This is a genomic window from Amycolatopsis sp. NPDC021455 (assembly GCF_040640995.1).
GTDB lineage: Bacteria > Actinomycetota > Actinomycetes > Mycobacteriales > Pseudonocardiaceae > Amycolatopsis.
Map to the genome: position 1 here is coordinate 32,739 of NZ_JBFACT010000059.1, position 24,087 is coordinate 56,825.

21 protein-coding genes are annotated in these 24,087 nt (G+C 71.3%); 11 read left to right on the forward strand and 10 right to left on the reverse strand.

The genetic code is table 11. The features are described from left to right. The first annotated feature begins 80 nt into the window (after nt 1-80). The 6 genes from hppD to AB0G28_RS38675 all read left to right on the forward strand — a co-directional run bounded on the left by hppD (nt 81) and on the right by AB0G28_RS38675 (nt 7,979). The gene (gene hppD / locus AB0G28_RS38650) at nt 81-1,280 is read left to right on the forward strand and encodes a 4-hydroxyphenylpyruvate dioxygenase (RefSeq protein WP_361101354.1); all 1,200 of its coding nucleotides are present in this window, start codon (nt 81-83) and stop codon (nt 1,278-1,280) included. Between the two features lie 123 nt (nt 1,281-1,403). Next, a complete protein-coding gene (locus AB0G28_RS38655; protein ID WP_361101357.1) occupies nt 1,404-1,958 on the forward strand; it encodes a YbaB/EbfC family nucleoid-associated protein in 555 nt (184 codons plus the stop codon). Between the two features lie 11 nt (nt 1,959-1,969). Beyond that, nucleotides 1,970-2,278 (forward strand): type VII secretion target, encoded by a 309-nt coding sequence (locus AB0G28_RS38660; protein ID WP_361101360.1) that lies wholly within the window; start codon nt 1,970-1,972, stop codon nt 2,276-2,278. Beyond that, on the forward strand, nt 2,278-6,234 hold the full coding sequence (locus AB0G28_RS38665) for a hypothetical protein (RefSeq protein WP_361101363.1): 3,957 nt from the start codon (nt 2,278-2,280) through the stop codon (nt 6,232-6,234). The genes AB0G28_RS38660 and AB0G28_RS38665 overlap by 1 nt, the downstream gene beginning before the upstream one ends. A gap of 18 nt (nt 6,235-6,252) precedes the next feature. Beyond that, complete coding sequence (locus tag AB0G28_RS38670) at nt 6,253-7,113, forward strand: immunity 49 family protein (protein ID WP_361101366.1); 861 nt, start codon at nt 6,253-6,255, stop codon at nt 7,111-7,113. Between the two features lie 29 nt (nt 7,114-7,142). Beyond that, nucleotides 7,143-7,979, forward strand: a complete 837-nt coding sequence (locus AB0G28_RS38675; protein ID WP_361101369.1) for a ferredoxin — start codon at nt 7,143-7,145, stop codon at nt 7,977-7,979. On the opposite strand, the gene ilvA is transcribed toward AB0G28_RS38675, so the two are convergent. After that, entirely contained in the window at nt 7,964-9,166 is a 1,203-nt protein-coding gene (gene ilvA / locus AB0G28_RS38680) for a threonine ammonia-lyase (RefSeq protein ID WP_361101372.1), read from the reverse strand. The genes AB0G28_RS38675 and ilvA overlap by 16 nt on opposite strands. 95 nt (nt 9,167-9,261) lie before the next feature. On the opposite strand from ilvA, the gene AB0G28_RS38685 reads away from it, so the two are divergent. Next, nucleotides 9,262-9,531 (forward strand): hypothetical protein, encoded by a 270-nt coding sequence (locus AB0G28_RS38685; RefSeq protein WP_361101375.1) that lies wholly within the window; start codon nt 9,262-9,264, stop codon nt 9,529-9,531. A 110-nt stretch (nt 9,532-9,641) separates the two neighbouring features. Next, complete coding sequence (locus AB0G28_RS38690; RefSeq protein ID WP_361101378.1) at nt 9,642-10,118, forward strand: TIGR03618 family F420-dependent PPOX class oxidoreductase; 477 nt, start codon at nt 9,642-9,644, stop codon at nt 10,116-10,118. Nucleotides 10,119-10,210: 92 nt separating this feature from the next. Here the strand turns inward: AB0G28_RS38690 and AB0G28_RS38695 are convergent, their stop codons facing one another. From AB0G28_RS38695 to AB0G28_RS38725, 7 genes are all read right to left on the reverse strand, one after another. Continuing rightward, nucleotides 10,211-11,368, reverse strand: coding sequence for a cystathionine gamma-synthase (locus AB0G28_RS38695; RefSeq protein ID WP_361101381.1), 1,158 nt, complete (start codon nt 11,366-11,368; stop codon nt 10,211-10,213). A gap of 50 nt (nt 11,369-11,418) precedes the next feature. Continuing rightward, entirely contained in the window at nt 11,419-11,850 is a 432-nt protein-coding gene (locus tag AB0G28_RS38700; RefSeq protein WP_361101384.1) for a hypothetical protein, read from the reverse strand. Beyond that, nucleotides 11,851-12,303: a hypothetical protein gene (locus AB0G28_RS38705; protein ID WP_361101387.1), complete on the reverse strand. Its 453-nt coding sequence runs from the start codon at nt 12,301-12,303 to the stop codon at nt 11,851-11,853. Between the two features lie 346 nt (nt 12,304-12,649). Continuing rightward, complete coding sequence (locus tag AB0G28_RS38710) at nt 12,650-14,143, reverse strand: hypothetical protein (protein WP_361101390.1); 1,494 nt, start codon at nt 14,141-14,143, stop codon at nt 12,650-12,652. 126 nt (nt 14,144-14,269) lie between these two features. Further along, nucleotides 14,270-15,640 (reverse strand): cystathionine beta-synthase, encoded by a 1,371-nt coding sequence (locus tag AB0G28_RS38715; RefSeq protein ID WP_361101393.1) that lies wholly within the window; start codon nt 15,638-15,640, stop codon nt 14,270-14,272. 151 nt (nt 15,641-15,791) lie between these two features. Next, entirely contained in the window at nt 15,792-15,935 is a 144-nt protein-coding gene (locus AB0G28_RS38720; RefSeq protein ID WP_361101396.1) for a hypothetical protein, read from the reverse strand. Nucleotides 15,936-15,983: 48 nt separating this feature from the next. Beyond that, nucleotides 15,984-16,928: a pentapeptide repeat-containing protein gene (locus AB0G28_RS38725; RefSeq protein ID WP_361101399.1), complete on the reverse strand. Its 945-nt coding sequence runs from the start codon at nt 16,926-16,928 to the stop codon at nt 15,984-15,986. A 119-nt stretch (nt 16,929-17,047) separates the two neighbouring features. Here AB0G28_RS38725 and AB0G28_RS38730 point away from each other — a divergent pair, with 119 nt between their 5' ends. Further along, nucleotides 17,048-18,268, forward strand: a complete 1,221-nt coding sequence (locus AB0G28_RS38730) for an acetyl-CoA C-acetyltransferase (protein WP_361101402.1) — start codon at nt 17,048-17,050, stop codon at nt 18,266-18,268. A 59-nt stretch (nt 18,269-18,327) separates the two neighbouring features. Here the strand turns inward: AB0G28_RS38730 and AB0G28_RS38735 are convergent, their stop codons facing one another. Next, on the reverse strand, nt 18,328-19,104 hold the full coding sequence (locus AB0G28_RS38735; protein WP_361101405.1) for a hypothetical protein: 777 nt from the start codon (nt 19,102-19,104) through the stop codon (nt 18,328-18,330). Between the two features lie 154 nt (nt 19,105-19,258). Then, nucleotides 19,259-20,089: a Bax inhibitor-1/YccA family protein gene (locus AB0G28_RS38740; protein ID WP_361101408.1), complete on the reverse strand. Its 831-nt coding sequence runs from the start codon at nt 20,087-20,089 to the stop codon at nt 19,259-19,261. 250 nt (nt 20,090-20,339) lie between these two features. On the opposite strand from AB0G28_RS38740, the gene AB0G28_RS38745 reads away from it, so the two are divergent. After that, complete coding sequence (locus tag AB0G28_RS38745) at nt 20,340-22,334, forward strand: SDR family oxidoreductase (protein ID WP_361101411.1); 1,995 nt, start codon at nt 20,340-20,342, stop codon at nt 22,332-22,334. Between the two features lie 105 nt (nt 22,335-22,439). After that, nucleotides 22,440-23,810: a cell division protein DivIVA gene (locus tag AB0G28_RS38750; RefSeq protein WP_361101414.1), complete on the forward strand. Its 1,371-nt coding sequence runs from the start codon at nt 22,440-22,442 to the stop codon at nt 23,808-23,810. Nucleotides 23,811-24,087: the final 277 nt, after the last annotated feature.

A 24,087-nucleotide genomic window follows, 5' to 3' on the forward strand; every position in this document is an offset into this window, starting at 1 on the left:
CTCGGGCAGACACTGGTCATCTTGCCCAGCAAAATCTTCGACCATTGCACATCTTGCCCCGCAAGCCGATCCTTCGAGGTATGACCCAGACTGCCGAACCGCAGGCCGCCCTCGACGACGTCAGCTACGACCAGCTGCGTCAGCTCGTCGGCCTCGTCGACCATGACGCCTCGACCGACCCCTTCCCGGTCAAGGCCATGGACGCGGTGGTGTTCATCGCCGGCAACGCCACCCAGACCGCCTGGTACTACCAGATCGCGTTCGGGATGCAGCTCGTCGCGTATTCCGGCCCGGAGACCGGCGTCTACGAGCGCAAGTCCTACGTGCTGAAGTCCGGCTCCGCCCGGTTCGTCATCACCGGTGGCGTGAAGCCGGACTCGCCGCTGCTCGACCACCACCGCAAGCACGGCGACGGCGTCATCGACCTGGCGCTGGAGACCACCGACGTCGACAAGTGCGTCGAGCACGCCCGCGCGCAGGGCGCGACCATCCTCGAGGAGCCGCACGACGTCTCCGACGAGCACGGCACCGTCCGCATGGCCGCGATCGCGACCTACGGCGAAACCCGCCACTCGCTGGTCGACCGGTCGCGCTACAACGGCGTCTACCTGCCCGGCTACGAGCCGCGCGAGAGCACGATCAAGCGGCCCGAAGGCGCGCCGAAGCGGCTGTTCCAGGCCGTCGACCACTGCGTCGGCAACGTCGAGCTCGGCAAGATGGACTACTGGGTCGACTGGTACCACCGCGTCATGGGCTTCGTGAACATGGCGGAGTTCGTCGGCGACGACATCGCGACCGAGTACTCGGCGCTGATGAGCAAGGTCGTCTCGAACGGCAACCACCGGGTCAAGTTCCCGCTGAACGAGCCCGCCGTGGCGAAGAAGAAGTCGCAGATCGACGAGTACCTCGAGTTCTACGACGGCGCGGGCTGCCAGCACATCGCGCTGGCCACCAACGACATCATCGCCACGGTGACGGCGATGCGCGCCGCCGGCGTCGAGTTCCTCGACACCCCGGACTCCTACTACGACGACCCCGAACTGCGGGCCCGGATCGGCAACGTCCGCGTGCCGATCGAGGTGCTCAAGGAGCACAGCATCCTGGTCGACCGCGACGAGGACGGCTACCTGCTGCAGATCTTCACCAAGCCGATCGGCGACCGCCCGACCGTGTTCTACGAGCTGATCGAGCGGCACGGCTCGCTCGGCTTCGGCAAGGGCAACTTCAAGGCGTTGTTCGAGGCCATCGAGCGTGAACAGGAGCGCCGAGGCAACCTCTGACACTTCTCGGCGAAGGCCACCATGAGGGACCTCCGGGTCCCCTATGGTGGCCTTTGACGTGATTCGGGAACCGCGGGCGGCCCGGATCCGTCAGTGTGGAGAAGCTCAAGAGGAGGGGCCGGGATGCCGGACAGCATCGACGCCAGCGACGCGATGATCGACAACTGGACCAAGCGGCTCGAGGAGAACGCCGCCCGGTACCAGGCGCTGGCCGATCGCATGCAGGGCCAGACGGTCACCGAGCGGTCGAAGGACGGCACGGTCCAGGTGACCGTCGATTCGCGCGGGCTGCTGAAGAACCTGGTCATCGCCGAGACGGCGGCCGGCAAGCGGATGGCCGAGGTGTCGGCGCAGGTGATGCAGCTGGTCCAGCGGGCGCAGGCGCGGATCCCGGAGCTGCTGCAGCAAGCCATGACCGAGACCACCGGCACCGGCGACCAGGCCGCGGCCGAGATCGTCCGCGAGGCGCGGAGCACCTTCCCGGAGCCGCCACCCGAGGCCGAGCCGGCGTTCCCGGAACCCGACCGCGTCCGCCGGTTCCTGCCGGAGGACACCGAGGAGCCGCCTCCGCCGGCGCCACCGCGGACGCCGCCACCACCGCAGCAGCAACCGCCGCGGCGCCGCCGTCCGGCCGGCAACGACGATGACGACGACTTCGGCGGACCGATTCTTTCCTGAGGGGGAAAACCGTGGCAGACGTGGAACTCAGCACCGACCTCACGGCGCACGCGAAGCAGCTCGACGCCATCGGTGACGGGCTGCAGCAGGCCGTCGACGCGGCGAACCAGGTCAGCATGCCGACCGACGCGTACGGCATTCTCTGCCAGCCGTTCCGGATGATGCTCGACCCGGTCGAGCAGTACGGGATCGACGCGCTGAAGGACGCCGTCCAGGCGATGACGGCGGTTTCGGGCAAGGTGCGCGAGGCCGCGGCGGCCTACCGCACGTACGAGACGGGCGTCGCCGACGACCTGAACTCCTCCGCGGGCGGCGTGTGATGCCGGAGGGGAACCCGCTCGTCGCGGAGTCCAAGAAGGACCCGGACGGGCCGGGGGCGTTCACGGCGGGCAACGGCGACTACGGCTGGGCGGGCGGCATCGGCATCGCCGAGTCGTCGATGGACGCGTTCAACGGGATCAAGGACGGCGACTGGGTTTCCGGCGGCCTGGGGATGCTCAGCCTGGCCGGCGAGATCGCCGGGGCGGCGATCGACCCGTTCGGGTACCTGATGTCGTCGGTGGCGTCGTTCCTGATGGAGCACGTGCAGCCGCTGAAGGACATGCTGGACTCCGTCGCGGGCAACCCGCCGGTGATCCAGTCCTACGCGGACACGTGGGGCAACGTCTCGAAGGCGCTGGGCGAGCGCAAGACCGACTTCGACAACGCGGTCAAGAACGGGACGACGGGCTGGACCGGCGCGGGCGCGGACTCCTACCGGGCCTTCGCGGCGGAGCATTCGGACGCACTGTCGGGCGCGGCGACGGTGGCGGGCGCGATCAGCACGGTCACGATGATCATGGGCCAGGTCGTGTCGTTCGTCCGCGAGACGGTCCGGCAGCTGATCGCGGACCTGGTCGGCAAGCTCATCGCGTGGGTGATGGAGGAGGTCTTCTCCCTCGGCTTCGGCACACCGGTGGTGGTGGCGCAGGCGACGGCCGCGATCGCCAAGTGGGGCAAGAAGATCGGCGAGCTGCTCAAGAAGCTGACCGACACGATCCGGAAAGTGTCGCCGCTGCTGTCGAAGCTGGTCGACATCTTCGAGAAGATCGCCAAGGTCTTCGGCAAGGTACTGGGCAAGGTCAGCGGCCTGGACGGGCTGAAGGTCAAGGAAGGCGGCTTCGTCCACCGGGTTTCCAAGGGAGAGGGCGGCGGAGTGCACGCCCGGGCCCACGGCGACGCGGACTCGCCGGACGCCGACTCGGGTTCCGGCCGGGACGCGGAAAGCGCGCCTTCGCACGCGGACGACGGGGACTCGCCTTCGGGGCACGGCGAGGACGGTTCGCCCTCCGCGGACGGCGAACCATCGGCGGCGCGGTCGGGCGACAGCACATCCCGCGCCCGCTCCGGCGACAGCGGGGCCGGGGATGGGGCGCCCTCGAATGCCGGGGATTCCTCGCCCGCCCACCCGGGCGAGAGCGCGCCTTCGCACGCCGGCGACAGCGGTTCACCCACCCACGCGGGCGAGAGTGCACCTTCGCGCGCCGGGGACAACGGCGGTTCGCCTTCGCGCACAGGCGAGAGCGCGCCTTCGCACGCCGGCGACAGCGGTTCACCCACCCACGCAGGCGAGAGCGCGCCTTCGCGCGCCGGGCACAACGGCGGTTCACCTTCGCACGCAGGCGACTCCAGCGCCCCACCCTCCCGCGCGCCTTCGCACGCGGGCGACTCGAGCCCGTCGGCCACCCGGAGCGGGGACAACACCCCCTCCCACGCCGGCGACTCCTTCGCCGCCCGCGCCGGGGACAACACTCCCTCGCACGCGGGGGACAGCAATCCCTCGCCCACCCGCGGCGGCGATGGTTCGCCTTCTCACGCGGGTGACTCCAGTCCCGCCCGCGGCGGCGGCAACCCGCCCTCCCACGCAGGCGACCCCACCCCCGCGCCTTCGCGTGCGGGAGACTCGAGTCCGTCGCGCTCCGGGGACAACAGTCCGGTGCACTCCGGCTCACCCAGTCACGCCAACGGTGGCAGCCCCGCGCACTCCGGCTCGGCACCCGCGTCACGCGCCGATGCGCCCGGCACTCACCCCGGCACCGACACCCCCAGCAGTGCCGCGCCGCCGCGGGTCGATGGGACCACCGCTGCCAGCGGTACCGCGCCGACCGCTCCGCGCACCGGGGATCCCGGGACCCAGTTCCCGTCCCCGCGTGGTGGGGACGGTGCCGCCTCCGGTATCCCGCCTCAGGGTGGCCAGCCCATGATGGGCGGTGGCATGCCGCCCGGTGGGGCACCCGGCGGCAGCGGTTTCGGTGGTGGTTCGCCGCGCACCGGCGGTGGTGCCGGATGGACCGGTACCCCGGGCAGCCCCGGGGCCCGCACCCCGCACGTCGACGCGCCCGGACGGCCCCGCCCCGGCGGTGACCTGCCCGAAGGCCGTCCGCGTCCGCGCACGCCCGACACCCCCGCGCCGGCTGCCCGCGGCTTCGGCCCCGGCACGCACGGCCCCGACACCCGTGCCCCCGGCCCCGTCACCCGGCCCGGCCACGCCGGCCCCAGCCACACAGCTCCGGGCGGACCCGGCCACAACGGACCCGGCGGCCCAGGCCGCACCGGCCCAGGCCACGCCGGCTCCGGCGGACCTGGCCACAACGGACCCGGCGGCCCGCACGACCCCGCGTCCGGGCCCGGCCCCCACGAAAACGGCCCCCACGAAAACGGCCCGGACGGCACCCCGCCGCACCACGGCGACTCCGGGCCCCTCACCCCGGACGAGGTCAACGCCCGGCACGCCGAGAGCACCCCGTCGGGCAGCTCCTACCACGCCGGCGACCCCGAAATGGGCGACCTGCCACACCGGGTGCGGCCCGACGCCGACGGGCGCTACACCGTCGACGTCCACGTCACCCCGGACGGGCACGCCCGGATCGGCAACCGGCTCTACACCCCCGAAGAATTCGCCGACATCCTGCGCCGCAACGGCGACTACGACGGCCGGCCCATTCGGCTCATCGGGTGCGACGCCAGCTCCAACGACTTCGCTCACCGGCTCTCACGGGAACTCGACACCGAAGTCATGGCGCCGACGAAGCCCGCGTGGACCGACTCGCACGGCCGGGTCTTCTCCTCCGACTACGAGATCGGGCCGGACGGCCGGATGCGGCCGCGGATCCCGCCGGACGGCGAGTGGAACACCCACCACCCGGACGGCTCCGTGCACCCCGCCGGGGAGGACGGCTTCACCCCGGACACGCACGAGTCGCACAAGCACGACATCGACGCCGACGACGCCGTGGAACGCGGGCGGCGGCCGATTCCCGCCGCGCCGGTCGAAATCGAGACGCGGCAGCCGCCGGCGTCGATGAAGGAAAAGATCAACGACCTCCACTACCGCAACAAGTACTACGACGGGCCGGACACCAACGGCGAGTTCAAGCGCAAGAACGCCGAGCAGTACGACCACAACGGCGAGCGCGTCGAGAAGATCCGGGAAGACACGGACAAGGAGCTGGGCGACCGGTTCGAGACGAAGTCCGACGACTACGTCCCCGCGCAGTACCGGGAGGACATCCCGGAGGTCGAGCACAAGGCCACGCAGGCGCAGAAGGACCGGGCGCAGCAGCTCATCGACGAGCGGGCCCAGGCGAACGCGCACGCACGGGACGTCGAGAAGGACTACGTCGAGCACCGCAAGGCCGGAACGCTGACCGACGAGCTGGAGGAACAGCGCGCGGCGGCGCACAAGGCCCGGACCGACTACGGCGAAGAGCTCGGCGAGCACGCCGCGAGCGACGCGGTGGCCGACCGGTACCCGCCCGAGCGGTACGACGTCAAGGAACTGCCCGACCCGGAGATCCACGGGGACAACACCCGTCCAGGTGGCGGGGAGAAGCCCGGCGCCGGCCGGTTCGACCAGATCTACGCGGTCACCGACCGGACGACCGGCGAGACCCGGCACGTGATCGTCGAGGCGAAGGGCCCGAACGCCGAGCTCGGCACCCGAAAGGGCGTCGACGGGAAAACCAACTACGAACAAGGACACCCGCTCTACGTCGACAGCGTCATCGCGAACATGCGCAAGAACGGGACGCCCGCGGAACAGGCGCTCGCCGACGACCTGGAAATGGCCAAGGAGCTCGGTCAGCTGGACTACTCGGTGGCGAAGGCCAGGGTTCGCGAAGAAGTCGTGGTCGGAACCGATGGACAGCCGGTCATGGAGAACGGGAAACCGGTGAAAAAGCCCGTGTACGGTGGCTACAACCTCAAGCACTTCGACATGAGCGTCACGACCCGATGAACGACGACAGGGGAGATCGTGCGTAGCGTCAGCAGGCACCCGGTCGACGAGGCGGCCGCCGGACAGCGCCTCAAGACCCTCGAACAGGGACTCGGGAAGCTCCCGATGGTGATCGTGCAGAGCCCCCACACGGGTGGCCTGCGCCTCGCGATGACCCGCTCCCTCGAAGAGCTGGGGCTCCGCCTGATCGGCGATCCGCGGGCGGCCTGGCTCGACACGTGGGAAGCGACCGTGCGCGCCATGCAGGCGGGCGCGGCCCTGTTCCTCGCGACGAGCCGGACCGAAGGCGAAATCGAGTTCCGGTTCGGCGAGGAAACCCTCCGCCGGGCGGCGGTCGGGCCGAACATGTACGGCAACGCGACCATGTGGCTGGACGCGTTGTGGCTGGCGATGATCTGCCGGGAACGGCCGCGCATCGACCTGCTCGCCTCGATCCCGCAGGACCTGCTGCGCGCGTCCACGATCGAGTACGACGAGTTCGTCTACTCGTGGGTGGGCGCGCTGCAGACGTACTGGACGCGCGGCGAAGGTCTCGTGGACCAGATTCTGAACGCGATGGCCGGCACCGACCCGGCCGGGCTCCGGCAGCTCGACCCGGACGCCGTCCTCCAGCGCTACTACCCGCCGATCGAGATGTTCTACCACCTCACCCAGCGGGACGACGCCAAGTTCAACGACGCCCTCTACAACGCCCTGGAGCTGCACCGGCGCTACTGGTCCACGGAGGAAGAGCGGAACAACCCGAGCGGGTACGTCGCGCTCGGGCCGCTGGCCATCGCGTGCCTGGCCCGCGACGCGGGCGTCACCATCGAGGTCGAGTCGGAGTACCTGCCCGCGAACCTCCTCGCCGGCTCGTGGGTCGGCGAGCACACGACGTGAGCCACCCGACGCCCGAAAGGATCCGGTAGATGAACCAGCCGCCGGGACCGGACCAGCAGCGCGAGCTGGTCCGGCAGATCGGCGCGGTGCTGACGGCCCAGCTGCCTCCGGGGTGGCGGCAGCTGCGGGTCGAATACCGCGCCGCGGGCCGGCACGTCGAGACCGACCTGCTGGTGACCGGGCCGGACGGCGTGCCCCGGCCGGCGTCGCCGCACCCGGAAGCCGTGCGGCTGCTCGGCGTCCTGCGGTCGGGTATGTACCAGCCCGGCCTGGGCACCTGGCTGGGCGCGATCCTCGTGTTCGAGCCGGGGCAGGCGCCGGACGTCGACTTCGTGCGGCCGGACCTCGAACCGCCGTTCCGGCGGCCGCCGCCTCCGATCGGGTTCCAGGACGAGCTGCGGTTCTTCCCGCGCGCCGACGAGCACATCCCCGGGTGGCTGCGGGAGCGCGCCGGGCTGACCCCGCCGGCCGCCGGCGGGGAAGTCCGCACGCCGCGGATCTACGACGGCCTGGACGCGTCGGGGCGGCCGCTCATCCGCCGTCAGCCGCTCGCCCCGGCGGAGGCCGAGCGGGTGCTGGCGTACCTCGACGCGGGCCCGGTCATCCTGGCCTCGCGCAGCAACGGCCCGGACGCGTTCGCGCCGGAGCGCACGGACGCGGTCCCGATGAACTTCCGCACCGACGGCGCCTGGGCCTGGCCCGGCGCGGTGGCGTACTACCTGCGAGAACACGGGGTGCCGCCGGACCCGGACCTCCTCGCCCACATCCGGGCCCGCCGCTTCACCGCCCCCGCCGACGTCCCGGAACCGGCCAAGGACCTGGCGCTGGCGGCGATCACCGGCGAGGCACCTCAGACGACCGTGTAACCAGCGTTCGTCAGGGCGACCTCGACCTCCTTGCAGTGCTCCGGGCCGCGGGTTTCCAGGGCGAGCTCGACGTCGGCCTCACCGAGGTCGAGGGTGCCCGAGATGCGCGAGTGCTCGACGTCGAGCACGTTCGCGCCCAGTTCGCTGACGCAGGACAGCACGCCGACCAGGGAGCCGGGCCGGTCCGGGACCCGCAGCCGCAGGCGCAGGTAACGGCCGCCCGCCGTCATGCCGTGCTGGATGATCTGCAGGAGCAGCACCGGGTCGACGTTGCCGCCGGACAGGACGGCCACGACCGGCGGCTCGAACGCGCCCACGTGCTGCAGCAGCGCGGCGACCGGCGCGGCGCCGGCCGGCTCGACCACCAGCTTCCGCCGCTCCAGGCAGAGCAGCACCGCACGGGACAGGGACTGTTCGGTCACCGTCACGACGTCGTCGACCAGCGACTCGACGTGCGCGAAGCTGACCAGGCCGGGCTCGCCGACGGCGATCCCGTCGGCCATGGTGGCGGTCTGGCCCAGCCGCACCGGCGCGCCCGCGGCCAGCGACGGCGGGTACGCCGCGGCCTCCTCCGCCTGGACACCGACCACGCGGACGTCCGGGCGCAGTGCCTTCACCGCCGACGCGACCCCGCCGACCAGCCCGCCGCCGCCGGTGGCGACCAGGACGGTCTTCACCCCCGGCACCTGATCGAGGATCTCGAGGCCGACCGTGCCCTGGCCGGCGATGACGTCCGGGTGGTCGAAGGGGTGGATGAACACCGCCCCGGTCCGCTCGCCGAACTCGATCGCCGCGGCGAGGGTCTCCTCCAGCAGCGCGCCGTGGAGGTGGACGTCGGCGCCGTACCCGCGGGTCGCGGCGAGCTTCGGCAGCGGGGCCCGCAGCGGCATGAAGACGGTGGACCGGATGCCGAGCAGCGACGACGCCAGCGCGACGCCCTGCGCGTGGTTGCCGGCACTGGCCGCGACGACCCCTCGCTCGCGTTCGTCCTCGGTGAGGCCGTGGATGCGGGTGTAGGCGCCGCGGATCTTGAACGACCCGGTGCGCTGCAGGTTTTCGCACTTCAGGTGCACCGGGCCGCCGTGGAGCTTGCGCAGGTCGCGCGCGTGCTCCATCGGCGTCACCCGGGTCACTCCTTTGAGGAGCTCCCGGGCGGCGCGGATCCGCTCGAGGGTGACGAGTTCCATGGCCGGGATGATGCCACTCAGGAACTCCTCAGGTTGACCGGACCGCGAGCCGGGTACCCTGGGTCGCGTCAACACGCGGTAAACAAGGAGCAACCATGGCATCGGGGAACGACGCGAAGACGGCCCGACGGGCTCGCGCCACCCGCTCCGCCGGCCTGCTCCCGCTCGTGATCGGCCTGGCGTCGGCGGCCGCGCTCACCGGAGCGGCGTACCTCACCGTGGACAGCGCCAGCTGCGGCCCGGCCCAGTACATCCGCCACGACAGCCACGTCGAGCTGGTCGGCGGCTGCGTCGACGGCTCGAGCCTGCCGTCCAACGGCACCCCGAAGAGCGGCGGCGTCGTGCACGGCAACTACAACCCCTGAGAAAAGTTTCGCCGGCCGGGTTCGCTGCCTGCGGTGTTACCCCGATGTTCCCCTGGCACGGCGATGTGCCTTCTTCCGCGGCCGGTGCGGGGTCGTCGATGATCAACGGCATGACACAGACCGTTTACGAGCCGGGCCGGGGGCCTGGCCCCGCCAAGCCCACCGAAGAAGCGGTGAGCCGCCTGCTCGGTGCCCACAGCCTGGGCGCGCTGGCCACCGTGAACCGCGCGGGTCACCCGCACGTGTCCACCGTCGCCTACGCGTGGGACCCGGCGGAACGCGTCGTGCGGGTGGGGTCGACGCTGGGGCGGGCCAAGGTCCGCCAGCTCGCCCGCAACCCGCGCGCGTCGCTCTATGTCAGCAGTGACGACCGCATGTCCTTCGCGATCGCCGAGGGGCTGGCCGAGGTGTCCCCGGTCAGCTCGGTCCCCGGCGACGAGACCGGCCGGGAGCTGCTCGCCATGCAGGCGCCGTTCAGCGACCCCGAGGACGAAGCCGCGTTCCTGCGAAACATGGTCGAGGACCAGCGGGTCGTCATCAAGCTCCGGGTGGACCGCCTCTACGGCGGCGGCCTCGACCTCGGCTGACCCAAGCGCCCCAATGTGGCGTTGGGTGCGTCTGACGCACCGAATGTGGCGTTCGGTGCGTTGAGCGCACCCAACGCCACATTGGGGTTGTTTCAGCCGAGGGCAGCCAGCAGGTCGTCGACCAGGTCGCGGCCGTCCTCGATGCCGACCGACAGGCGCAGCAGGTCCGCCGGGACCTGCAGGGTCGAGCCCGCCGTGCTCGCGTGGGTCATCTTGCCCGGGTGCTCGATCAGCGACTCGATGCCGCCCAGCGACTCGGCGAGGATGAACAGCTTCGTGCGCGACGCCACCTCCAGCGCCGCTTCCTCGCCGTCGGCGTGGCTGAACGAGACCATCCCGCCGAAGCGGCGCATCTGCTTGGCCGCGACCTCGTGGCCGGGGTGCTCCGGCAGGCCCGGGTAGTAGACCTTCGCCACCTTGGGGTGGTTGACCAGCGCCTGCACGATGCGCTCGGCGTTGTCGCTGTGCCGGTCCATGCGCAGGGCGAGCGTCTTGATGCCGCGCAGGGTCAGCCAGGCGTCGAACGGCCCCGGGACCGCGCCCGCGGAGTTGCGCAGGAAGAAGAACTGCTCGCGCAGCTCGTCCTCGTTCGTGACGACCGCGCCGCCGACGACGTCGGAGTGGCCGCCGAGGTACTTCGTCGTCGAGTGCAGGACGATGTCCGCGCCCAGGGCCAGGGGGTTCTGCAGGTACGGGGTCGCGAACGTGTTGTCGACCACCAAGCGGGCGCCGGCCTCGTGCGCCACACCGGCCAGCGCGGCGATGTCGGCGATGCCGAGCATCGGGTTGGTCGGCGACTCGCACCAGATCAGCTTCGTCTCGGGCCGGATGGCCGCGCGCACCGCGTCGAGATCCGCGAGGTCGGCGACGGTGTGCTCCACGCCCCACAGGCTGAGCACCTTGTCGATCAGCCGGAACGTGCCGCCGTACGCGTCGTTGCCGAGCACAAGGTGGTCGCCGGGGCGCAGGGTACTGCGCAGCACCACGTCGGAGGCCGCCATGCCGGACGCGAAGGCCAGCGCGTGCCGGCCGCCTTCCAGCGAGGCCAGCGCCTCCTCCAGCGCCGTGCGGGTCGGGTTCGCGGTGCGCGAGTACTCGTAGTCGCCCTCGCGGGTCCCGCCCACGCCGTCCTGCGCGTAGGTCGAGGTCTGGTAGATCGGCACGATCACGGCGCCGGTGCGGGGGTCGGGCTTCTGACCGGCGTGGATCGCGCGCGTCTCGAAACCCAGTACGGAGTAGTCGTCCACCATCGGTTCAGCGTACGGGCCGCCCCCGGCATTCCCGTCAGGTGGGATGGATCTCATCGCCGTGTCCACCCACGGGTGGCCGGCAGGGCCGCGAGCACCAGCAGGACCACGCACGGCGCCACCACGACGATCGCGCGCGGCACATCGGGGTCGATGCCCGTGGGGCCGCCCACGAGGAAGAGGATCCGCTGGTAGCGGAGCACGATGCCGACGATCAGCGCGACCAGCGCGAGGACCGCGGCGGTCAGGCACAGCACCCGGCCCGCCTCCACGCGCGCGAGCAGCGAGCCTCCGCCGAGCAGGAGCAGCAGGCCGACCACGACGTCGGTGATCTGGCCGGGGACGAGCACGTCCGACTGGCCGTAACCCAGGACGAGGCTCGCCCAGAAGATGCCCAGCAGGAACCACAGCCCGCCGATCAGGGCGAGCACCCCGGCCGCGAGCGCGGTCGCCGCACCGGGCTTGGGCGGGGCCGTGACGTCCACTCACCAACTCCGCGACGAGTACGCGCCCTGACCGGACAGGACCGGCAGCGTGGGCGTGCGGTAGCGCAGGTACCGGAACGTCGGCGGCAGGAACGCCAGCACCAGCACGAGCACCGAGAGCGCGGCGAGGCCGACGCGGTCGACCATGGCGAACCCGCCGTGGGTGAACATCGCGTCGGCGAACCGGGCCGGCGGCACCCCGACCGACAGCGGCTCGGTCAGGAGCGCGCCGACGGCCAGCAGCGCGCCGAGGCCCAGCAGGACGGCGCCCGCCGTCGCGCGGAACAGCGTCGCCAGCGAACCGAGCAGGAGCACGAGGCCGGCGACGAGGTAGCCGGCGAGGTCCGTCAGCACCCAGCCGGGCAGGGCGCCGAGGCTGAATTCGGCGGGCATGTCGAGGAAGATCTTGACCGGCACGTACCCCGCGGCGACCGCGGCCGGCAATCCGAGCACCGCGGCGAGAACCGCCGTTACTCCGGATGGCCGATTCGATGAATACGAATGCGAATGCGAGACCGGATATCCGTGCGGACCGGGCACAACTCCCCCATCGACGAGCGCGAGCGACGGCGCTCACCCTAGTCGGGATCGGCGTGAACAGGCCGGAAAAAGAAAGGAATTCGGCCGGACGGCGGAACCCAAGATCATTTATGTGCGGTAGTGGCAGAAATGCTGTCACGCGATTACCGCGAGTGCGCTACCCGGCCCATTGTCCTCTTCGGACAATGGGGTGTCCGGCGCGGAAAAGCAACGTGCCCCGGAGCCGAATCGGCTCCGGGGCACGAAAGCGCGTCTCAGGTCACCACTGCTGCGGCGGCTGGCCCGGCTGACCGGGCTGGCCGAACCCGCCGCTCGGCGGGCCCTGCTGGCCCGGCGGCGTGCCCCAGCCCTGCGGCGGCTGCCCCGGCTGCTGCGGGTAGCCCTGCGGCGGCTGGCCGAACCCGCCCGGCTGCGGCGGCTGGCCCGGCTGCGGGAAGCCACCGCTCGACGGCTGCGGGAACCCGCCGCTGGACGGGTTGGGTCCGCCCGGCTGACCGAACCCGCCCGGCTGCGGCGGCTGCTGGAAACCGCCGCTGGAGGGGTTGGGTCCGCCCGGCTGGCCGTACCCCGGCGGCGGGCCGTACCCCGGCTGCGGCTGGCCGAAGCCCTGGCCGGGCTGCCCCGGCTGGCCGAAGCCGCCCGGCTGCTGCGGTCCACCGAAACCCTGCTGCGGACCGCCGAAGCCCTGCGGCCCGCCCGGCGCGGCGCCACCGCCGAGGCCGACGAACGGCGCGGTCTGCGGGAGGAGCCCCAGCAGCCCGATCGCCAGCACGAAGACGCCGGCGATGAGGTAGAGCGCCTGGCCGTTGCCGAACTTCAGGTCGATGCCCCTCGGCAGGTCGATGCTGAGCTCGAGCATGATCAGGATCCCGGCGAGCAGCAGCACGAAACCGCCGCCGGCGGCCAGGAAGGACGCGATCTTGTTCTTCAGGAACGTGAACACCGCCGCGGCGAGCGTCGCGAGCGCCCCCACCAGGACGGCGATGTAGTAGATGTTCAGCAGCCCCGGGGAGATGTACCGGTTGGCGTCCTTCGCCGCCTGGATCTCCTGGTCGGTGGCCTTGCTGACCGCGTCGGAGTAGTCGGTGAAGTTCGAGTCGAACATGTCGACGAAGAAGAACACGAGCGCGAGCAGGCCGAAGACCGCCAGCAGGCCGGCCGCGATGTAGCCGAACAACTGCGCGTTGCCGCCCGGCGCCGGAGCGGCGCCGAAGGGCTGCTGGCCGCCGAAGCCCGGCTGCTGCGGGCCGCCGAACCCGGGACCGCCGAAGCCCTGCTGCGGCTGGGCGGGCTGCCCGAAGCCCGGCTGCTGCCCGTACCCGGGCTGCGGGGGCTGGCCGTACGCACCCTGCTGGCCGAAGCCGCCCTGCTGCTGGCCGAACGCCGCGGCGGGGTTGTCGGCCGCGCTCGGCGGCGGGGTGTACGGGATCGCCGGCGGCTGGGAACCCGGCGGCACCAGCTGGGTGGACTCCGCGACCGGACCGCCGACCGGGTGCACCATCTGGGTCGCGTTCGCGTCGACCGGCTGGACCACCTGGGTGGCGCCCGCCCCGCCGTCACCCGGCTGGACGACCTGCGTCGGCTCCGGCGTCTCCCCGAACGGGGAACCGCTCGGCGGCTGGCTCGGCTGCACGACCTGGGTGGGCTCCGGGCTGCCGAACGGATCGTCCTGCTGCGGCTGGGGGCCACTCGGCGGGCCCTGAGGTGGCTGGCCGCCACCCCACGGCTGGTTCGGCGGCTGCGGTGCACTCATGTGGGTCTTGAACCCCCTTGACGAGGACGCGAAAGTGTTCTACTCACGTCCACGCTATCGGATCACCCGGCAGGGCGCTCGTAACGCCCCTGCCGGGTCCGCCGATATGGATGTCTTCGGGTTCGGTCAGCGACCGGCCAGGAACCCGAGCAGGTCGTGCCGCGTGACGACCCCGGCCGGCTTGCCGTCGACCAGCACGAGCGCGCCGTCGGCACCTTCCAGGGCCTTCATCGCGGAGCTCACCTGCTCGCCGCCGCCGATCGTCGGCAGCGGCGGGGACATGTGCTGCTCGAGCCGGTCGGCCAGCTGCGCCTTGCCGGTGAACAGCGCGTCCAGCAGGTCACGCTCGTTGACCGCGCCGACGACCTCGGCGGCCATCACCGGCGGCTCCGCGCTGACCACGGGCATCTGGCTGACGCCGAACTCGGAGAGGATCGCGATGGCCTCGGCGACCGTCTCGTTCGGGTGCGAGTGCACCAGGTCCGGCAGCGAGCCGCTCTTCTTCGTGAGCACGTCGGCGACCGTCGCGCCCGAGGAGTCCGGCGGCAGGAAGCCGTAGGAGGACATCCAGGTGTCGTTGAACACCTTCGTCAGGTAGCCGCGGCCGCCGTCGGGCAGCAGCACGACCACGACGTCGTCCTCGGTGAGCCGCTCGGCGAGCTTCAGCGCGGCGGCGACGGCCATCCCGCAGGAGCCGCCGACCAGCAGGCCCTCCTCCAGCGCGAGCCGCCGCGTGGTGTCGAAGGAGTCGGCGTCGGAGACGGCGATGATCTCGTCGGCGATGTTCCGGTCGTAGGTGTCCGGCCAGAAGTCCTCGCCGACGCCTTCGACCAGGTACGGGCGCCCGCTGCCGCCGGAGTAGACCGAGCCCTCCGGGTCGGCGCCGACCACCCGCACGGCGCCGTCGCTGACCTCCTTGAGGTACTTGCCGGTGCCGGAGATCGTGCCGCCGGTGCCGACGCCCGCGACGAAGTGGGTGATCTTCCCGTCCGTCTGCTTCCACAGCTCGGGGCCGGTGGAGAGGTAGTGGCTTTCGGGGTTCTGCGGGTTGGCGTACTGGTTGGGCTTCCAGGCGCCGTCGATCTCGCGGACCAGCCGGTCGGAGACGTTGTAGTAGGAGTCGGGGTGCTCGGGCGGCACCGCCGTCGGGCACACCACGACGCGGGCGCCGTACGCCTTGAGCACGTTGCGCTTGTCTTCGCTGACCTTGTCCGGGCAGACGAACACGCACTGGTAGCCCTTGCGCTGGGCGACCATGGCCAGGCCGACGCCGGTGTTGCCGGACGTCGGTTCCACGATCGTGCCGCCGGGACGCAGCTCGCCGGAGCGCTCCGCCGCTTCGATCATGCGCAGCGCGATCCGGTCCTTGACCGAGCCACCCGGGTTCAGGTACTCGACCTTGGCCAGCACGAGCGGCTTGAGCCCCTTGGTCAACGAGTTCAGCTTGACCAGGGGGGTGTTGCCCACGAGGTCTGCGATGTGCTCTGCGTACTCCACGGACACCAGCCTAAACGGCCCACCGGTGGCGTTGTCCACTCGTGGGCGGCCGGGCCCGGGCGGTCGTCCGGGTGCGCGCCAGGAGTGACGGGTCGCGAGCGCGGGGTCGGACCGCCCGGCGGAGACCGGAGGCGGCCACCAAGCCGCGCGTCTACGCCGATACCGGCCCGAGGGCCGCCGCACGCTGAGCCGTCATCCCGTCCCGGAGGTTCCGCCCGGCGCCGGACACCGTGCGACACCCCGTCCGCGGGGTCGTGGACAGCCAGTAGGCGGCCCGGTCGGTGATCATCGCCACTTCACCTCCTGTGCCGTGGCTTGACGGCGTTCACTTGCTGGGACGATCCTATCGGCCCGCCGGTTGCCCCGGTTCGTCTTTTCGTGTCAATTTCACCCGGTCCCCGCGATCGGCGATCGGACGTTCTTCCCACCCCGGTGGCCAGGTTCTGGAAAACCCCTTTCGCGCCTCCGCCCCGGCGAGCCGAGCCGTCGACTTCTTGCCGAAAACGGCAGGACCAGCGAAAACGGCGCCGTTGAAGGATTCGCAACCGTCAGTGAAAACCGTGCCGCGGAAATCGGCGCGATCGTCGAAGTTCGCCTTGTTGAAGTCGGCTTTGGTGCGGAATTCGGTGCCGCGGAACGACGCCGGTCCGGAGAACCGCGTCCCGTAGCAGGTGATCGACCGGATCGAGCAGTGCGTGAGGGTGAACGCGACGAGCGTGGCCCCGGAGAAGTCGAGGTCGATGTCCGGCCAGAAGCCGCCGTCCGGCCGCTCGGCGGACCCGGGACGCAGGTGCAGCAGCAGGATCCGCTGGGCGGTCTTGCGGACCTGCAGCTCCTCGAGGTCCTCGTCGGGCTTCTCGAACGGCATCCGCAGGTAGGCGCAGAGGACGTTGACGATCGTCTGCCGGTGCTCTTCGTATCCGCCGGCGAGCCGTTCGAGGGCGTACAGGCCGGCGAGGCGGACCGGCGCCTTGTCGCTGCCCAGCTGGTCGGCGGCCTTGCCGTAGATCTCGGTGACGCGGCGCTCGGTGGCGTCGTGGTCCTTCTGCACGAGGTCCAGCTCGGCCGAGCGCTGCCGCCGCGCGGCGAGCAGCAGGGCGGCGGCACCCCCGGTGCCGACGACGATGTTGGCGGCGGTCTTCAGCGCGTCCAGCCGGGCGGAGTCCTCCGGACGGCCACCGCCGAGCAGGACGAGCAGCAGCGCGGCGGCGACCGCGGCCACCAGCAGCAGGCCGGCACTCCACAGCACGATCGTCCTGGTTCGCAGCACGCCGTCTTCGGTCCCCACCCGGACGATCCTGCCAGCCTCCGGGGAAGCTCACACCGGCTTCGGCTTTCTCCCGGGCCCGCCACGCGGCAGTATGTGAGCAACCGCTTAGTGACAGCCGATACGAGGATGTGTCCGTCATGCCCGAAGCCGTCATCGTCTCCGCCGCGCGCTCGCCGATCGGGCGCGCCAACAAGGGCTCGCTGGTCAGCATGCGGCCCGACGACCTGACCGTGCAGATGATCCAGGCGGCACTGGCCAAGGTGCCGCAACTGGACCCCGCCGACATCGACGACCTGATGCTGGGCTGCGGCCTGCCGGGCGGCGAGTCCGGGTTCAACATGGGCCGCGCGGTCGCCGTCGAGCTCGGCTACGACCACCTGCCCGGGTGCACGATCACCCGCTACTGCTCCTCCAGCCTGCAGACCACCCGGATGGCGTTCCACGCGATCAAGGCCGGCGAGGGCGACGTCTTCATTTCGGCCGGCGTCGAGACCGTGTCCCGGTTCTCGAAGGGCAGCTCGGACTCATGGCCGGACACCCACAACCCGCTGTTCGCCGAGGCCGAGAAGCGCACTCAGGCAACGGCGGAGTCGGGCACCGGCAGCTGGACCGATCCGCGGCAGGACGGGCTCGTCCCCGACGTCTACATCGCGATGGGCCAGACCGCGGAGAACCTCGCGCGGCTGAAGGGCGTCACGCGCGAGGAGATGGACGAGTTCGGCGTCCGGTCGCAGAACCTCGCCGAGAAGGCCATCGCGGACGGCTTCTGGGCCAAGGACATCACCCCCGTGACGCTGCCGGACGGCACGGTCGTCTCGAAGGACGACGGCCCCCGCGCCGGCGTCACCGTCGAGGGCGTCTCCGGGCTGAAGCCGGTCTTCCGCCCGGACGGCCGGGTCACCGCGGGCAACTGCTGCCCGCTCAACGACGGCGCCGCGGCGCTGATCGTCATGTCCGACACGAAGGCGCGTGAGCTGGGCCTGACGCCGCTGGCGCGGATCGTCTCGACCGGCGTCACCGGGCTTTCGCCCGAGATCATGGGCTACGGCCCGGTCGAGGCGTCCAAGCAGGCGCTCTCGCGCGCGGGGCTGTCCATCGGCGACATCGACCTCGTCGAGATCAACGAGGCGTTCGCGGCGCAGGTCATCCCGTCGTACCAGGACCTGGGCATCGACCTCGACCGGCTGAACGTCAACGGCGGGGCGATCGCGGTCGGCCACCCGTTCGGCATGACCGGCGCGCGCATCACGTCGACGCTGATCAACTCGCTGCAGCACCACGACAAGCAGTTCGGCCTCGAGACGATGTGCGTCGGCGGCGGCCAGGGCATGGCGATGATCATCGAGCGCCTTTCCTGACCCCGGACACGACGAAGGCCACCACGCTCGCGCGCGGTGGCCTTCGTCGTGTGGAGCGGTTATTCGTTCGTCTTGACGCACATCGTGGTGGCCGGCTCCGGGTAGACCGCGACGCGCGTGGCGTCGGTGCCCTCGCAGACGCTCTTGTCGGCCTGGCCGGTGACGACCTTGACCAGCTCGGCGTCCTTGCTCGGGTCCGAGCAGGGGACCTTCTTGTAGCCCTGGGTCTGCGAAGAGAAGTTCGCCAGGCAGTCGCCCTGCTTCGCGTTGATCATCAGGCACAGCTTGTACGAGCTGCGGCCGCTGACGGTGTAGGTGTCATAGGCCCCGTCCCCGGTGCCGGGGCACTGGTCGCCGGACCCGTCCAGCTTGGCGGCGATCTTCACGTTCGCGTTGACGTCGTTGCAGTCGGCCTTGCTCGGCTCGGCGCCGGACTTGAACTCGGTGACCTTCAGGCAGTCGCCGACCTTGGAGCTTTCGGGCGAGTTCAGGAAGCTGATGTACGCCACCGTGCCGCCGACGGCCAGGACCACCGCGAGGACGACGAGGCGGATCAACAGGGCCTTCGACTTCTTCGGCGGAGCCGGCGGCGCGGGCGGGAAGCCCGGCTGGCCGGGAGCGAAGCCCTGCCCCGGCGGGAACTGCCCCGGCGGCGGGCCGTACGGGCCGGGCTGTCCGGGCTGGCCCTGCGGCGGCTGGCCGTAGGGACCCGGCTGGCCGTACTGCGGCTGCGGCTGGCCGTAGGGCTGCTGCGGCTGACCGCCCGGCGGCGGACCGTAGGGATCGGGCTGACCCACCGGCTGCTGGCCCCCGGGGGCCGGAGGGGGAACGCTCACTGTGAACCTCACACATGTGAAATAAGAACCGACCGGCACATCCAACACGCAGGGTGAGCGCGGTCCGCAGCGGGGTCCACAAATGCACGAATTACCGACAGAAAAGGCGCCCCGCCGATTACGGAGCGCCTTCACTGCGGGACTGTGAGCCAGGTTACTCGCGCAGGTACGAGAGCAGGCGCAGGATCTCGAGGTACAGCCAGACCAGCGTCGTCATCAGGCCGAACGCGGTGTACCAGGCCCACTTCGACGGCATGCCCTCGCGGATCATCCGGTCGGCCTGGTCGAAGTCGAGCAGGAAGCTGAAAGCCGCGATGCCGATGCAGACGATGCTGAAGATGATGGCGATCGTGCCGCCGCCGCGCAGCGGGTTGAAACCGAACGCCACCGTGCTGATCAGGTTGAACAGCATCAGGACCGCGGCACCGACGACGGCGCCGACGATCCACTTGGTCAGCTTGGGCGTGACCTTGACCGCGCCGGTCTTGTAGACGACCAGCATGCCGATGAACACACCCACGGTGCCGATGATCGCCTGCAGCGCGATGCCGGGGTAGATCGCCTCGAACACGCCGCTCAGCGCGCCGAGGAACAGGCCTTCGGCCGCCGAGTACGTCAGCGTCAGCGGGCCGCTCGGCTTCTGGCGGAAGATGATCACCAGCGAGACGACGAGCCCGACGATGAGGCCGCCGAGCATCGCGCCGAGGAGCGCACCGGGGATCCGGCCGGTCTCCGCGATCTGGACCTGCGCCCAGATCGCCGTGACCACCCCGACGAGCAGCGCGACGCCGAGGGACATCCCCGTCTTGACGACGACGTCGTCGACGGTCATCGGGCGGTCGCCCTCGCCGGCGGTCGCCCGGCCGGGGCCGTACCCGGGCACGCCGCCCTGGGGTTGGTTGAAGCCCACCGGGGGCCCGTACTGCCCGTAAGTCTGGGTTCCGCCGGGCAGGTTGCGGAACGCCGGGTTGCTACTGGAACGCACCTGATCCTCCTGGATCTGCTGCTTCGTGGATCATCGCTGCATCGGGTTCAACGACCGCCGGGGACGTGCGGTTCCCGTCGAGTAAAGACAACTTTACTCTACGGCGAGACGCTGCTCACGGAAGACACGGGGGACACCGCGTACCACTAAGTTACTCGTGAGTAACTTCACGTCGCCGAGCGGTGGTCTGTGCCGTCACGATGCAGCAGAATGCCAGGGTCAGGGCGATGCGGCGAGAGGTGAGAAGACAATGGCGACGTTCTTGGTGACCGGGGCGACCGGACTGATCGGGCGTCACTTCACCCGGCTGCTGCTCTCCCGTCCCGACGACGACCGCGTGGCGCTCGTCGTGCGCGCGCCCTCGCGGGCCAAGCTGGCCGCGCTGGTCGACCAGTGGCCGCACTCCGACCGGGTCACGCTCGTCACCGGCGACCTCGCCGAGCCGCTGCTCGGCGTGTCCGAAGCCGACCGCGACGAGCTGCGCGGCAGCGTCGACCACGTCGTGCACCTCGCGGCCCTCTACGACCTCACCGCCGACGACGAAGCCAGCGTCAAGGCCAACGTCGAGGGCACGCAGCACGTCGTCGACCTGGCCGCGGACCTGCGCGCGGGCTGCCTGCACCACGTGTCGTCGGTGGCCGTCGCCGGCGACCACGAAGGCGTCTTCACCGAGGAGATGTTCGACGCCGGCCAGCGGCTCGTCACGCCGTACCACCGGACGAAGTTCGAAGCCGAGAAGATCGTCCGCGAGCAGCACGAGGTGCCGTGGCGGGTGTACCGGCCGGCCGTCGTCGTCGGGCACTCCGAGACCGGCGAGATGGACAAGATCGACGGCCCGTACTACCTCTTCCCCGCGATCAACCGGCTGGCCGGGCTGCCGGACGTGCTGCCGCTCGTCGGCCCGGACCTCGGCGACACCAACATCGTGCCGGTCGACTACGTCGCCGAGGCGCTGCTGGAGCTGGTGGTCAAGCCCGGGCTCGACGGCCACGCCTTCCACCTGGTCAACCCCGAGCCGCAGCCGGTCGTTTCGGTGTACAACGCGTTCGCGCGGGCCGCGGGCGCGCCGACCATCACCGTGCAGCTGGGCGAAGGCGTCTCGAAGCGGATCGTCGGGCTGGTCAAGCTGACCGAGCACATCCCCGGCGTCACCATCGCGCGCGACGCCGTGATGGAGCGGTTCGGCATCCCGCCGGTGCTGCTGGAGACCATGGCGTTCCCGTCGGTGTTCTCCTCGGCCGAGACGCGCAAGGCCCTCGCGGGCACGGTCGACGTGCCGCGGCTGGAGGAGTACGCGCCGACGCTGTGGCGCTACTGGCGCGAGCACCTCGACCCGTTCCGCGCCCGCAAGCACGGCCCGCGCGGTGAGCTGGACGGCCGCCGCGTGATCATCACCGGCGCGTCGTCGGGCATCGGCCGGGCGACCGCGCTCAAAGTCGCGGCGGCTGGTGGTGTCCCGCTGCTCGTCGCGCGCCGCCAGCACGAGCTGGAAGAGGTGCGCGACGAGATCGTCGCCGCCGGCGGCACGGCGTCGGTGTACCCGGCCGACCTGACCGACGAGGACTCGGTGCACAAGGCCGTCGACGCGATGCTGGCCGAGCACGGCCGGATCGACATGCTGGTCAACAACGCCGGGCGGTCGATCCGCCGGTCGATCAAGCTGTCGTACGACCGGATGCACGACTACGAGCGCGCGATGGCGATCAACTACTTCGGCGCGGTGCGGCTGATCCTCGCGGTGCTGCCGCACATGTCGGAGCGGAAGTTCGGGCACATCGTGAACGTGTCGTCGATCGGCGTCCAGGGCATCGCGCCGCGCTTCTCGGCGTACGCGGCGTCGAAGGCGGCGCTGGACTACTTCTCCCGGATCGCGGCGACCGAGACGCACGGCGACGGGATCACGTTCACCACCATCCACATGCCGCTGGTGCGCACGCCGATGATCCGGCCGACGAAGATCTACGACGCGTTCCCGACGAAGTCGCCGGAGCAGGCCGCGGACATGGTGATGAAGGCGCTCGTCGAGCGGCCCAAGCACATCGGAACCCCGGCGGGGCAGGCGATCGGGCTGGCGTACACGCTCACGCCGGGGCTCACCGACGCGATCGCGTACCAGGGTTTCCGGATCTTCCCGGATTCGACCGCGGCGGGCGGTTCGGGCAAGCTCAAGATCGGACGTGGCGAGATTCACCTCTCGCGCGCGGCGATGGCCTTGGCGCGGCTCTCGCGCGGCTTCCACTGGTGACGCAGCGTTTCGAGGGGTGCGGCCGTTCCGGCGACACGCGACACGTGTCGGTGATTCGTTAAGCCGGACGGCGGAGGCGGCGGGTGCCCGGGTACGGTCGGGCGCATGGTTCCTGAGCGCGACCCCGCCGCAACCGCCCTCAACGGCCTCCTCCCCCTCCGTCGTGAGTACACCCAGGCTTGGCACGGCTTCGACCGCAACGAAGTCCGCCAGTACCTCGACCACGTCGAAGCCCAGCTGCGCCGGGTGCTCGGCGAGCGCGACGCCGCGGTGGCACAGGCCGCCGCCGCGACGCGCGAGGCCGAGTCCGTCCGGCAGCAGGTCGCCGCTCTGGAAGCACGCGTGGAGGAGCTGAAGAAGCCGCCGGAGCGGCTCGAGGACCTCGACGAGCGGATGCAGCGCACGGTCACGCTCGCCCAGGCCCGCGCGGACGAGATCGTCAAGCGCGCCGAGGCGGCCGCGGAGAAGACGTGGGCGTCGTCGACCGAGGCGTCGACGAAGCTGCGTGAGCGGTACTCGAAGCTCGTCGCGGAGCTGGACAAGCAGGCCGACCTGCTGCACTCGGAGCACGAGAACGCGCTGGCGGAGACGCGGGCCGAGGTCCAGCGGCTGACCGTCGAGGCGGCCCAGCGGCGCGAGCTGCTGGACAACGAGGCGGAGCGGAAGCGGCGGAAGATCGAGCGCGAGTTCGACGCGTCCCAGGCCGCGCAGCGGGCGGCGCTGGAGAAGCACATCGCCGACCAGCGCACGGCGAGCAAGAACCAGGCGGAGCGCCGGATCGCGGAGGCGACGGCCGAGGCGAAGCGGCGCCTGGACGAGGCCACGGCGGAGGCCAAGCGGCGCCTGGACGAGGCGACGACCCAGGCGGCCCAGCGCACGACGGCGGCCAACCGCAAGGTCGAGCGGCTGGCGGAGATCCGCGAGCAGGCGCGCAAGAGCCTCGCGCTGGCGGAGGACATCCTCAACCGGAGCGAGACGCAGCTGGCGACGCTGCCCGAGGAAGCCGTGATCCCGCAGGCGTCGAAGCTGGTCGGGGGCGACACGAACGCGGAGTCGGCCACGACGCCCGCTGCGCCGGTGGTTCCGGTGGTCCAGCCGCCGATCCCGGCTTCGGTGAAGGCTTCGGTCTCGGCCCCGGCTGGGGCTCCCGCTCCCGCGCCGGCACCGGCTGGGGCTTCGGCTCCCGCTGCGGCTTCCGCACCGGCTGCGGCTTCCGCACCGGCTGCAGCTCCCGCACCGGCTGCCGCCTCCGCTCCGGCTGCGGCTCCCGCACCGGCTGCGGCTTCCGCACCGGCTGCCGCCTCCGCTCCGGCTGCGGCTCCCGCACCGGCCAAGCCCGCGCCTCAGGCGGCGAAGCCGGCCCCGGCGCCGAAGCCGGGCAGTGCGCCCGCGAAGCAGAACGGCCCGGCGACCAAGCCCGCGAACGGCAACGGCGCGAAGCCGCTCTCCCCGACGGGGAGCAAGCCAGGTTCCTGACCCCGGCTCTCCTGGCGTTTCGTGAAGGCCACCTTGAGGAACTTGAAGTTCCTCAAGGTGGCCTTCACGGTGTTCCGGTTCGGAGCAGCCCCCGTTTTCCACGCTACCGGTGGGCACCGACAGTTCCGGGGCTCGCGTAGGTGGGTGCCCAAGCGCCCCAATGTGGCGTTGGGTGCGTTGGACCGGACCACCGCCTTCGCGCCGTCCGCAGCCGGCGCGCCAGGAAGCGCGGCCCGCGCCGCGAGGCCGCCGCAGCTCCTTCCGCGGCGCGAAGATC

Coding starts and splice junctions, on each gene's coding strand:
- hppD (WP_361101354.1), top strand. CDS start 81: ATGACCCAGACTGCCGAACCGCAGGCCGCCCTCGACGACGTCAGCTAC.
- AB0G28_RS38655 (WP_361101357.1), top strand. CDS start 1,404: ATGCCGGACAGCATCGACGCCAGCGACGCGATGATCGACAACTGGACC.
- AB0G28_RS38665 (WP_361101363.1), top strand. CDS start 2,278: ATGCCGGAGGGGAACCCGCTCGTCGCGGAGTCCAAGAAGGACCCGGAC.
- AB0G28_RS38675 (WP_361101369.1), top strand. CDS start 7,143: ATGAACCAGCCGCCGGGACCGGACCAGCAGCGCGAGCTGGTCCGGCAG.
- ilvA (WP_361101372.1), bottom strand. CDS start 9,166: ATGGAACTCGTCACCCTCGAGCGGATCCGCGCCGCCCGGGAGCTCCTC.
- AB0G28_RS38685 (WP_361101375.1), top strand. CDS start 9,262: ATGGCATCGGGGAACGACGCGAAGACGGCCCGACGGGCTCGCGCCACC.
- AB0G28_RS38690 (WP_361101378.1), top strand. CDS start 9,642: ATGACACAGACCGTTTACGAGCCGGGCCGGGGGCCTGGCCCCGCCAAG.
- AB0G28_RS38695 (WP_361101381.1), bottom strand. CDS start 11,368: ATGGTGGACGACTACTCCGTACTGGGTTTCGAGACGCGCGCGATCCAC.
- AB0G28_RS38710 (WP_361101390.1), bottom strand. CDS start 14,143: ATGAGTGCACCGCAGCCGCCGAACCAGCCGTGGGGTGGCGGCCAGCCA.
- AB0G28_RS38730 (WP_361101402.1), top strand. CDS start 17,048: ATGCCCGAAGCCGTCATCGTCTCCGCCGCGCGCTCGCCGATCGGGCGC.
- AB0G28_RS38745 (WP_361101411.1), top strand. CDS start 20,340: ATGGCGACGTTCTTGGTGACCGGGGCGACCGGACTGATCGGGCGTCAC.
- AB0G28_RS38750 (WP_361101414.1), top strand. CDS start 22,440: ATGGTTCCTGAGCGCGACCCCGCCGCAACCGCCCTCAACGGCCTCCTC.